At 52.3% G+C, this 12,220-nt stretch carries 8 protein-coding genes; 6 read left to right on the top strand and 2 right to left on the bottom strand.

What is annotated here, in order from left to right:
• A partial coding sequence (locus FJ146_14605) for a helix-turn-helix domain-containing protein (GenBank protein ID MBM4253197.1) occupies positions 1–120 on the top strand: 120 nt, incomplete at its 5' end.
• 279 nt (positions 121–399) lie between these two features.
• Here FJ146_14605 and FJ146_14600 read toward each other — a convergent pair.
• Both FJ146_14600 and FJ146_14595 read right to left on the bottom strand, forming a co-directional pair.
• Complete coding sequence (locus FJ146_14600; protein ID MBM4253196.1) at positions 400–585, bottom strand: hypothetical protein; 186 nt, start codon at positions 583–585, stop codon at positions 400–402.
• 76 nt (positions 586–661) lie between these two features.
• Positions 662–958, bottom strand: coding sequence for a BrnT family toxin (locus FJ146_14595; protein MBM4253195.1), 297 nt, complete (start codon positions 956–958; stop codon positions 662–664).
• A gap of 251 nt (positions 959–1,209) precedes the next feature.
• On the opposite strand from FJ146_14595, the gene FJ146_14590 reads away from it, so the two are divergent.
• The 5 genes from FJ146_14590 to FJ146_14570 all read left to right on the top strand — a co-directional run bounded on the left by FJ146_14590 (position 1,210) and on the right by FJ146_14570 (position 11,734).
• Positions 1,210–2,340 (top strand): hypothetical protein, encoded by a 1,131-nt coding sequence (locus FJ146_14590; GenBank protein ID MBM4253194.1) that lies wholly within the window; start codon positions 1,210–1,212, stop codon positions 2,338–2,340.
• Positions 2,341–2,343: 3 nt separating this feature from the next.
• Positions 2,344–3,465 carry a hypothetical protein gene (locus tag FJ146_14585; GenBank protein MBM4253193.1) on the top strand — a complete coding sequence of 374 codons (1,122 nt, stop codon included), beginning with the start codon at positions 2,344–2,346 and terminating at the stop codon, positions 3,463–3,465.
• A 726-nt stretch (positions 3,466–4,191) separates the two neighbouring features.
• On the top strand, positions 4,192–4,479 hold the full coding sequence (locus tag FJ146_14580) for a type II toxin-antitoxin system RelE/ParE family toxin (protein MBM4253192.1): 288 nt from the start codon (positions 4,192–4,194) through the stop codon (positions 4,477–4,479).
• 29 nt (positions 4,480–4,508) lie between these two features.
• Complete coding sequence (locus FJ146_14575; GenBank protein MBM4253191.1) at positions 4,509–4,808, top strand: hypothetical protein; 300 nt, start codon at positions 4,509–4,511, stop codon at positions 4,806–4,808.
• Between the two features lie 2,078 nt (positions 4,809–6,886).
• Complete coding sequence (locus FJ146_14570) at positions 6,887–11,734, top strand: hypothetical protein (GenBank protein ID MBM4253190.1); 4,848 nt, start codon at positions 6,887–6,889, stop codon at positions 11,732–11,734.
• Positions 11,735–12,220 lie beyond the last annotated feature (486 nt).

The raw sequence follows: 12,220 nt of genomic DNA, 5'->3' as shown, positions 1-12,220 counted from the left end.
ACAGCCGGTATGCATGCCGATAAGGTTAAGACTCTTCATAAACGAGGAGTAAGCCAATCAGAGATTGCACGGCGCCTTCAAATCGGTCGAACCTCCGTCAAGAGGTTGATAGATGCATAAAAACTACCTTTTTATGACGCTATCCTAGTCGTTTGCGTCACTAAGCTAGCAGTATTCAAGATCTCATTTTTGAACGATGCCGACGGCTGTTACCGACCCGCACAGCTCAAGGAGTTGCAGGCCGCTTTTTTGATGGGGTTTTTTGAACGCCTCAGAGTATTAAAAATCGTGCGAATTGCTTAGAAGCCAATGATGAAAAACAACACACTTTGATTCTTCCGATCCCAGAACTCGCAAAAAAACTTTGAGCCTTAGACAAGACATCCTAACAGGATGAGCTTAGGATCCGTGATCGATATCCTCTGCTAGCACCTGTTTGGCGTAGGTTTGCCAGGCGTTAAAACCTTTTTCAACTGCTCGCAGCTTAAGTTTTTCAAGGAATTTATCTGAAAGGCGGATTGAATGGATATTCTCTTTCTCATCCGATGGTTTTTTAGGCCGCCCACGACGTCCTTTGGCGGTCATTCGCTTAAACCTGGCATGCTGATCCCGAGTGACAACTTTAAAAGTAGAAAGCTGCTCAGGACTTAACTCGGGTAAATTATCGTAATCGTAGTCCTGCCAAGGTGCGCTTTTCTTTAGGTGTTTGTTTTCTCGCTGAGATAATCCAGATGACTTCTTCTTCCTCGATTTTTCGCTCGCAGAAGACGACGAAAAGGTTGAGTCCTGAACCACTTTGTCCAACCGCGATGAAGCGGTCTTCTGGGTAGTCTTCGCTGCGATCACCGGCGATTCGGAGGAACGGATCGCTGAAGACCGTGATCGCTTCTTCGAAGCTGACTCTGTGCTTTTTGATGTTTTCTTTGTTCTTTTCGTCATGCCAATCATAACCCGCCATTGCTGGTTTCCACTTTTAATATTATCGGTATTTACCATAAATACTTTAGCAAAAATTTTTTTGATACAAGAAAATTGCCGCAACATATTGTAATATATTGGTTTTTTAAAAAACAAACCAGAAGTTGTCAGAGCCTTTAGTCACGCCTAGGTCGGAGGTCAATTATCAGCTTCCGTGCACACAAGGTGGTAACATGAGTCGTCAGTTGCTGGTTGACTTTTTTATGATACTATTTAGCATCAATGTAAACGATGTGCGCTGGAACTTTTTTGATGAGGCCGTTTATGGAATCCAATAAGTATACGATTCAAAAGGTACTTAAAATCTTCGGTGCCGACGTATCCCGACAAGCTGTCATCAAGGCTGAAAATACTGGCTTGATTCCAGCAGCCTCAAGAGAGGGAGGTAAAAGTAACCCTCGTCGAAATTGGACTATTGCCGACTTGCCACTTATTGGCGAGCGCTACGGATTCATGAAACCTCTTAGCGGCTCAATGGTAGTTGCTGTATTCACGACAAAAGGCGGCGTTCTTAAAAGTACTTTGGCGCTAAATCTTGGTAGATTGGCAGCCCTTCATAATCAGAAGGTGTGCATTATTGGTCTAGATATGCAGTGTGATGTTACAAACGCACTGGGCTACCAAGTCGATCTTGATGAATCAGACAACCTAGACTCAGCTCTTGAAAAGATCGGATCCGTGTATGGTCTGTCCGACTTTGCACAAGGTAAAGTTACTCTCGATGACATAATCATCAAATCGGACATTCCAACGCTAGATTTCATTCCAGAGACGCCTGAACTTGTAGCTTTGGAACGAGAAATCTCTAGTCGAAATATGCGTGATTTCTGGCTTAGAGATAAAGTTATCAAACCCCTCAGGGCTCGCTACGATCTTGTCATCCTCGACTGCTCGCCAAACTGGAACTTACTGATTTCTAATGCTCTGATGGCCTGTGATGCTCTTATCTCTCCGCTCGAATGTCGTATAAACAACTTTCGTAACTATCAGGCCTTCAAGGCCTACCTCGATAATTTCAAGAGGGATACTGGGCGTAATTTTGCGCATATCTTCGTACCAACTAAGTTCACGTCCACAAGGAAGCTCAGTGCCGAAATACGCTCCTGGTATTTGGCACACGTGCCAGGCTGCACTGGCGGAGCGATAAGAGAGTCGGTTCATGGTGAAGAGGCTATCGCATCGCACCTCTCTCTACCCGAATACTGTCCAACAAGTATTGTCGCTGATGAAATGCGTGAAGTGATCCTAGAGGTGTGGGCTCGATTGAACGACGCTGCAAAGCAGCAGTCAATTAATGAAGCTCATAATCGTGTCACCTCGAAAAAGAAACGGGCGCCCGAAGCTCGATCTTTAGGGAGGTGATGAATGGCACTCTCTCTTAACGACAAGAGGTTGAAGCGAACAATTATTGCCAAATCGAATAAGGAGTTACCCAAGAAAACTCTAACAATGCCTTGGGAAGACCACGAAACTTCGGCGGCAAATACTACGTCAGATAAATTCGGAGCCAAAACAGAGCCAATTCGGAGCCAAAACAGAGCCAATTCGGAGCCAAAAGTGCCCCTAATCGGAGCCAAAACAGAGCCAATTCGGAGCCAAAACGAGGCCGCTGTGGGTGATCCAACATCCGAATTCGGAGCCAGGATCGGAGCCGGATCAGAGCCAATTCGGAGCCAAAACAGAGCCAATTCGGAGCCAGGATCGGAGCCAAAATTTGGGCTGGCAGACCTGTCGCGCCTTCAAAGTCGCTGCCTCGATTTCGTGTACGACTCGTGCCGATTTTCTGGAAGCCGCGTGAGCGAAAAAATCTTCAGCGGCGATTTGGCAACAGCAGTGAAAAGCACTCCCAGCGCGGTTAAGAAGGCTTTGCAGAGACTAGAAGAGAGTGGCTGGGTTTCCCGATACCAGTTTAAAAAAGGGCCGGGCGGCTGGACTCGATATTTACTCCCCGAGCCGGTGTACCGGGACCTCACAGTGAGCAAAATCAGAGCCGGATCGGAGCCAATTCGGAGCCAAAACAGAGCCAATTCGGAGCCAGGATCGGAGCCAGGATCGGAGCCAAATCCCCCTAGTAGTAGTAGTTATATAAATACTAATTTCTTAACTACTACTACTGCCGAAACGCGCGCGCGCATAGAAGATGAATGGTCACCCGCGGACTTGGACTACTCGATGCTGACCGACATCGGGTTTGGCAAATCACAAGTTCTCCAGTTGCGCAGCTTAGGGATCCCCTTTGACGTCGTGCAGCGTTCGCTAGTGCACTTTGATTTCGAGCTACGCCACACGTCGAGCGGCAAAACGATTCACGAACCCTTGGCGCTGCTTATGAAGCGAATGCGACAAAACGGATGCTGGCCGGCGCCAGAAGAGTTTGAAAAGCGGCATGCCTATTTTCGCACTTTGTTCGACGAGAAAGACCAGCAGCCTCAGGAAGATACTTCGTTTGGGGAGGCTAGTAGCGATCACACGGAGGCTTGGAAGTAAGTTGTGTCTCTTACAGCGACCAGAATTCATAGTCCTGAGGTACCGGCCATCCGGATGCCAACCGTCTTGGCGATGCGAGAAGGTTACGCTAGGTGAGCCGTCAAGGCCTCGGCCACGAAGGGGTGACCATCATGAAACATCTGAGCCCCAAGGTTTTCACGCCTAGATCAAAAATAACGCCCATTCTACGGCTTTCTAGAGGCTTTTGAGTTATCCTATACCGGACTATTACCGGGCCTGTAAAAATCGATTCTATGGCGGTTTTTGGCGTTTATAGAGGCATGCCAGGAACGAATGACATCTTTGCTGGTATCCGGAACAAGCACCTTCTCTTTGGGACCAAGCCTGATCGGTGCCAAGAATCACACCCTAGCTATCGAGTAATGCGCTTTAGGTGAACAAATACGAAGAAGCAGCGATAGCTCACGACTTTTGAGGATGGAGCTGCTGTTTTCTTCGCTGATAATGGCGCTACGATATGCAAACCAGACGAAGACGTTTAGCTGGCACTTACGGTCGGGCGCGGCCCTCATGTATTAACTCCTGTATCGGCAGGCGCCAAATGGTTGGGAAACTGGGAGAAAAGTTGTCCTGGTGCTGTCTGGTGGTCGGCCTAATGAAGCGAACTCGAATATATGGCAAGTATATGAAATCAAATGATTTTTAACGGCGTAGTTTTTGTCGCCTTTTTAGGCTAAAGTAAATATGAGATTTGCCGATAAGTAACTGGGGCCCGGAGACTTTGTGTACCAAGTCAAAATCAAAAAGGACGCGCAAAAGGTACTCGATAAATTGCCTCCCAAGGTCCAGCGCAACATCAGCGAGAGGATACATGAGTTAGCGGACGACCCTCGCAAACTCGTGTGGGTTGAGAAGATGGCCGGGTTCGATAGTCGCTATAGATTTCCAGCCGGAAGTTTCCGAGTCATCTTCGAGATTGAGGATGAAGAGCTTTTGGTCATCGTGGTCAAAATAGGCTCGCGCGGTGATGTGTATAAGGCGGGCGGCGGTTAATAAAATATTAAAGTGAGTGAGACTTAAAAATGGGAAGACCGAAACTAAAAGATGAACTCAAGCGTGGGCACGTCAGTATCTCCGTCAAAAAAAGTGTGGATGCTCTGGCCGCTGCTACGCCAAATAAATCTCATTTCTACGAAACCTCGGTGGAGAGCTGTCAGGCGGTCGCCTTAATCGTTAACCGGCTTCGCTCCAAGAAATTAACAACCCAAGCCGCAATGGAAGAGATTGAAGATATCGCCGATATTTGGGCGGCAGAGTTCGACGAAACGGTGCCGTTTGATCTTTCCAGCAAAAAGCCAGGTCGCAAGCGTAGCCAGCGGTGAAGTTCCGACTATCGGGCCGGAGATTATCGCCAACCTATAACGCTGAGTCTTAATCGCTGAGCGCACGTGATCGGGGTATTAGGGTGCCTAGTAGGCCCCTAGCTGCCAGCGCCAGCGAGCGGCAGGACCGAGCAAGCACAGCGCGGCGATGTCAGGGGGGCAAGTGACTTGGCCCCATGCTTGCTCTCCTACCCAAACACAATCACCCAAGACTCGCTTTAAATCGAAAACACAGCCTCTACAAAAAACTCTGCACAAAGTAAGCGCCAGACACGTACACATTACCGTACAGTCTCTGACCAATATTTCGCTCACCCTTAATCACATAACGGCCCACACTAGGAACCAATACAGAAAAGCCTCGAGACTTGTAGTTTATGTGACTCCTGATAACTTTCTTTGCCGCGGCTTGCCCAATAAAGCGGCCTCGCGGCCGCCACTATTAAAAAGGGCGGCGGTCACACTTTCTTTGCGCGCCGTGTGCAAGCAGCGAGAAGACCCCCGACATAGTTGCGGGGCGCCCAGTTATATAGTTTTCACGGCAGTGTGCCACAAGCATGCTGCCGCCCGGTAATGTGACGCAGGCTTCGACGACACACGAGAGGCGCGGCACTTGCCGCAGTTCCCGTCGGGCCGGTTTCATATGGAGGTGCCATGCGGCTGCCACTGTTTGGCTGCGCTCAGCTCATAGTTGTTCCGGGGCGGGTTTTCTAGAAAGCCGCCCCTCTCTGTCGGGGAGACTAGGCGAGAGCCCCCATGATCACCTGCGGCGGGGCCTCATAGGTTTAAAGCGGCGCTTACTATGTTTCCAACCCCCTCTCGAAGGCGAGGGCAAGCATGGGCGCGGCATGCCGCGCCCCCCAGACGCGACGCCAAAGGCGTCAGGTCTCTGGTCGTCGCTACGCTCGACCAGCTAGTGGCTTCGCCCCTAGTACCCCTTGCTTCGATCCCGCGAAGGAAGGCCCGTTTTAGGCCTCTCAAAGGGTGTTTTTGAAAGGGGGTGTGCCTTCGGGCCTGCCGTCGACCAAAGATGAGCCGTCAGTCGCATATATAAACTCCGCATGTGATTTATCACCAGTCTAGCGAGCGAGCGCACCTTTGGGTAGCTGGGAGTGACAATAACTGAGCAAAAACCTGTCCTCCAAAAAGAGCTTAAACGCCCTGGGACCCGCGCAGCCACGAGTCTGCAATGGGTGGCTGCACATGCAAGTGGGACAGCCGTCGGCTCGAGCGCTTTACTGCGGCGAATGATCCAAGTTGCCACGGTGTGTCATCGTGTGTTGAGCAGAAAAAAAAGTCGCATCTCTCCCTGCTCCGGCGGGTTCACTTTGGGCCAGGCACGGTCTTTTTGGTAGAGCGTCATTTGTCACTTTGGTGAATGTAAAATTCCACCAACAGTGGCCCCGCTCATGCTCAGCACCAAGAACTTGTCAGGGCTCACTTGTCAGCGCGCGGAAAGAGCCACTTGGTTTTGGCTCCGGTGATGTAGTGGTTGCGGCTGGGCGTTTGTTGTTGTTGGGAAGCAGCTAGACACGCATTTTTTAGCTCCCGTCACACATAAAATGTGCTGCCTGTCCTATGTAGAGAGTGCGCACAATCTAGTGCAGTTTAGCGCGGTATACCGCGCTAAACCCGAAAGAAGTCATTGATTCCGTAAGATTAGAATCTTGTACGTGTCACGATCGTATACGTAGGTATACGTATAACGACCATCATCACGGCAACTTGCATCCACTAGCGATGCGCCCCCAGCACTTTAGGTGCATAGGGTGTGTAGAAATCACTAAAGCAACTGAGGCCGTCCCATCAGGGACGGACGAAGGCGTAGCGAAGCGAAGGGAAAAGGCATTGGAAGGGGCTTTTAAAGCCACAGGGTTTCCAAGGAGCAGGACTCCAAGTTTCCAGGGTCACCGTGCGTAAGATGCGTGGTGTAAAAAAACCTGACACTAGGTCCTAACTTCACGTAACTTTGACCCTATAAGTGCTCAATTTTTAAACCTCAAGTTTCACCCTTCGGTTCCGATAACCTAACTTAGCCACACAGAACTGATGTCTACGATGTGGCAGGGCCAGGAACCATGGGCAGAGCAAAGGGAAAACAAGGACTACTACATCGGCGATGCAACGGTCTTGAAGTTGCCTTGCTGGTGTTAGGTTTACTTTTTACCCGTGAGTCCGTGGCAGCTGCTTCTTACTACCCACTCGTCTACTCGGCACGACTGACGAATGCTAACGGGTCACCTATAGATGGGCCTCTCGACATCGATGTGAGGTTTTACACTGCTGAAGCGGGTGGCACTCAACTAGGCCAGAACTACCCTTACACAGGGGTATTTCCCACTAACGGCGTCATAAGTCTTAATATCAATCTCATGCCTTCTCAGGTCGAGGCCGTATTTGGTGACGGCTCTGAGCCAGTTTTTATTGAGATCACCGCAGGCGGCAAAACTTATCCACGTCAGAAGTATAGCTACGTGCCTCTTGCGTTGCGCGTACCGGTAGACGGTAAGACGCTCTCTTTCGGTAGCGACGGAACTCTGGGTCTAGCTCTAAAATCCCTTCCAGCTACGAACCAGTTTCTCACCAAGAACGCTGGTGGGGAGCTCGTCTGGGGCACTCCCGCCGCGGCAACAGCCAGCAGCATCCAGGGACAAACGGTTTCGAGTACCGCGCCGCAACCAGGCCAGGTGCTGACCTATAGCGGCACAGAGTGGGTGCCGCAAACGCTCACGAGTAGCGGCACTAGTTCAGGCGCGCTCGCAGTGCTGGGTGGCGGGACCGGAGCTACAAGTTTTACGAATAACGGCGTCTTGGTCGGAGCTGGCGCTGGACCGATTTCGGCCACAGCTCCCGGCGTACAAAATAACGTCCTTGTAGTGGGCGCCAGTGGTCCTGAGTTTGGTCGCGTCAATTTGGGCTCGCCTGCTGCTGTGACGGGTGTACTTGCGCGCGCCAACGGAGGTACCGGTGCCGATCTCAGTGCTACTGGTGGCGCAGGGCACTACCTCAAACAAACGACCTCTGGCGGTATCGTCACGGTAGGGACAATCGCTAGCGCTGATATCACCGCCTCACTTGGTTACACACCGCTCAATAAAGCTGGCGATACGGTGACTGGTGAATTATCTCTTGCGCAGTTATCACTCCCAGCAACCACAGCCCCAGCGCTGAGTAGCAGCGGACATGGCCGCATTTATTTCGATCAAAGTACAAACGAATTTAAGGTCTCGGAGAATGGCAGCGCCTACACCAAGCTCGCCAGTGGCGGCTCTGTTACCAGTGTGGCTACGGGGACTGGGCTTACCGGCGGCCCGATCACGAGCAGTGGGACCATCAGTCTCTCCACCACCGGAGTGACCCCAAACACTTACGCACGCGCTACGATTACGGTTGATGCACAAGGTCGGATTACTGAAGCCGCCAGTGGCGGCAACATCAACCTTGCAACGGAGGTATCCAGCACTCTCGGAGTCGCCAATGGTGGCACCGGAGCAACGAACTTCACAGCGAACGGTGTTGTGCTTGGAAACGACGCAGGAAATCTACTCACCACCGCAGCGGGCAGCGCCGACCAGATCTTGCGGGTACCAACGACTGGTGGTGTGCCGTCATTTGGCGCTCTAAACATCGCTAGCCCGTCTGCCGTGAGTGGTGTCCTCCCACTTGCAAGCGGTGGTACGGGAGTAGACCTTAGCGCCACAGGTGGCGTAGGACAGTTTCTAAAACAGACGTCAAACGGTGGCACCGTTACTGTCGCCGCTATCTCAGCCTCAGAAATCCCGGCACTACCGGCAAATAAAATACCGCAGGCTACCACCTCAACCGATGGCTATCTGACAGCTACGGACTGGACAACTTTTAACGCCAAACAAAACGCCCTTGGCTACACGCCGCTAAACAAAGGTGGCGACACCATGACTGGCGCAATCGACATGAACGCTAACGCCCTTGCCAATGCCGGCAGTATTGAGATGGCTGCGTCTAAGACCCTAGGCCTTAGCGCACACACAGCGGATCCGACTGGACTCACAACTAACGACAAAGGCAAAACCTGGTTTAACGAGAACTCTGGTCAAATCAAATACTGGGACGGCTCTGCCGTCAAGGCGCTTGGCATAGCTGGCGTAGGCGTCACGAGCCTAGGCGGGGTCACGGCTGGCGAGCAGAGTTTTGCTACCACCACCAATGGGAGCAGCCTAGCGTTTACACCGGTGGGCAGTGTCCATACACTCAATATCCCGCTGGCTTCGGCAGGAGCAGGTGTCAGTGCAGGGCTAATTTCCAACGCCGATTACACATCGTTTTCAAATAAAGTAAGTAGCGTTAGTGCAGGCACTGGCATCGCGGCCTCGCCTGCTAGTGGAACTGTGACCGTGAGTCTTGCCAATATCGGTACGGCTGGCACTTACGCCAAAGTCATCACAAACGCCCAGGGTCAGGTCATAAGCAGTACCGCCTTAGCTGCAGCTGATATCCCAGAGTTAAATGCAGCGAAGATTACGAGTGGGCAACTAGCCGTCGCCGTAGGTGGTACTGGTAGCACAAACTTCAACCTAAACGGCGTCCTTTTAGGTAACGGCACCGGTAATCTGGTGGCGACGGCCTCACCGAGCGCTGACCAGGTTCTGCGCGTGCCGAGCGCTGGGGGTCAGCCTTCCTTTGGTGCTATTGACCTTTCTAAGGCAGCTTCGGTCGGCGGGATCTTGGATAGGAGTAACGGTGGTACCGGTGTCATTTCTACAGCCACGTTTCCGGCTTCAGGCGTAGTCGTGACGCGTGATGCCCCAGAAACACTGACCAACAAAACTATAACTGGCGCCACGATCAACGGAGCATCAAGTATCGGTGGCTCCACCACCATCAATACGACCGGCACAGCGGCTACTGGAGCTCTCACAGCCTCGACAGTGACATCTAATGGGGACGTCACCGTCAGAGGCGACAGTACAAACGCTAGCAAGCTCGTCTTAAACGACAAAGCCAACACTAACTTCGTCGCCTTTAAAGCTCCCGATACGCTTTCGTCGCAGCTCACGTGGGAGCTACCCGGTACTAACGGCTCAGCTGGCCAAGTGCTCTCAACCAACGGTACTGGGACCCTCAACTGGGTCTCTGGTGTCGCGCCTACAGGTGCAGCGGGCGGTGATCTCACTGGTAACTTCCCAGACCCCACTCTTGCGGCTGTGGGCACTGCTGGCAACTATACTAAAGTGACCACCGACTCTAAAGGCCGCGTCATCAGCGGCGCGACTCTTGAGCCCGGTGATCTTCCACCCATCAGTGCCACTAGCCTGACGACCGGCACCCTGGCCATAGCCAACGGCGGTACCGGCGTCGGTGCTTTCACCAATAACGGTGTAGTGATCGGGTCCAGCTCAGCTCTCTCATCGACGGCCGCAGGCAGTCAGTACAATATCCTAACGGTGAATGCGAGCAACCAACCTACGTTCGGCACCGTGAATCTTGCCTCCACTAATGCTGTGAACGGCACTCTTGGAGTTGCAAACGGCGGCACTGGTGCAAATCTAGCTAGCACGGGCGGGGCTGGTCAGTTTCTAAAACAAACGTCAAACGGTGGCACTGTCACTGTCGCCGCAATCTCAGCCTCAGAAATCCCGGCACTACCGGCAAATAAAATTCCGCAGTCTTCCACCTCTACCGACGGCTACCTAACGGCCACCGACTGGACCACGTTTAACAGTAAACAGGCTGCAGGCAGCTACCTGACGGCACTCACCGGTGATGTCGCCGCCTCAGGGCCTGGATCTGCGACAGCATCACTATCAACTACCGGCATTGTGGCAGGTACCTACGCCAAACTTAGAATCGACGCGAAAGGCCGCGCCATCGAAGGTCTCACCCTTGAAGCCTCGGATCTCCCGCCACATAGTGCTGCGTTGATCAGCTCTGGTACTCTCAGTGCAGCTAGAGGCGGCATTGGTGTCGATGGATCGAGCGCAGCGAACGGCCAACTACTCATCGGTAACGGCACTGGTTTCACTCTTTCAACTCTCACGGCAGGCACCGGTGTCACCATCGACAATACGGCTGGCGCGATCACGATTAATGCCACCGCCGGTTCAGGATCTGGGACCTGTCCCACCGGCTATGTGTTAGTCCCAAAAGATGACAGGTTTAGCTTTAAAGACTTTTGCGTCATGAAGTACGAGGCCAAAAAAGACAGCACCACGGGCCTTCCAGTCTCAACCGCTTCCGGTACACCATTTGTCAGTATCAGCTGGTACGAGGCCAAAGACGTCTGCCAGCGTGTCGGCGCCCATCTTGTGACTGAGGGCGAGTGGATGACGATGGCGCGCAACATTGAGGCCACGGCCATTAACGATATCAACTCGACGGCTGGGATCCAACTGGCGACAGGACACACTGACAACGTCCCAGCTAATGCTCTTGCTGCTACTACCGAAGGGGCTGTAACTAACTGCACGCTCACCGCGTCTTTAGCGGACGCAGCTAATGCTTCCTGCTCACTTAGGACAGACACCAACATTTACTCAGGCACCGGTCAGTCCTATGCAACCACTGGTTATTCTGCAGGGGCGGCCAACAACTCGCAAATGCGCACCCACGTCCTGAGTAACGGCAACGTGATCTGGGACCTCTCCGGTAACGTCTGGGAGTGGACCGATATGCAGTGCACGAGTGTTAATTGGTACAACACTGGCTGGGTCCAGTGGGATAACGCCAATGTCACAGACTGGGAGAAGAAGGTCGCAGGCCCCAGCGGCGCGCTCACATCCGCGAACGGTGCGGGTCAATACTATGGCTGCACGGCTGCAGGGAACGCGCTGCTTCGGGGGGCGGATTGGCACCATGGCTCGGTCGCCGGTCTGTTCGCCGTCGGTCTGGCCTCTGCGCCGACCTACACGCACACGGGCATCGGGTTCCGCTGCGCGCTGCAGCCTTAGGGTGATCATTTAGTCATTGTGTCATTAGATCATTAATCATTGAGTTTCTTCCGCCCAGCGACAGCTGGGCGGAAATTTTTTTGGCCTTCCGGAAGTTCCGGAAGTTCCGGAAAGGGTGGTTCCGGAAGTTCCGGATGCCTTTCCACTTCTCCTTTCCACTTCTCGGTGTCTGGACTAGGGTCGTTTTTCTTAAACATCTAATTTTACTTGGTTTGCCTATTTTTTAACTAGCCTCCAAGATTTTAGGTGCCTGCAAAATCGTCCCATTTCGGAACTTCAGGGCTTCCGGAAGGGCTTGGACCAACCGGAACGTTCCGGAAGTTCCGGAACTTTCTAACAACCACTCGATTTCTATGGGTAACTTCTTACTAATTTTTCTGTATTTTAGGCCTTTTTTAGGCACCCTTCCGGAACTTCCGGAAAGGGGCGGGGGAGAAGTGGAAAGTCCGAGCGGTAACATTTTGCGCCTTTCCGGTTCTCTTTAAG

This window comes from Deltaproteobacteria bacterium (genome assembly GCA_016874735.1).
Taxonomy (GTDB): domain Bacteria; phylum Bdellovibrionota_B; class Oligoflexia; order Oligoflexales; family CAIYRB01; genus CAIYRB01.
This window is presented reverse-complemented; position numbering and strand designations above follow the sequence as displayed.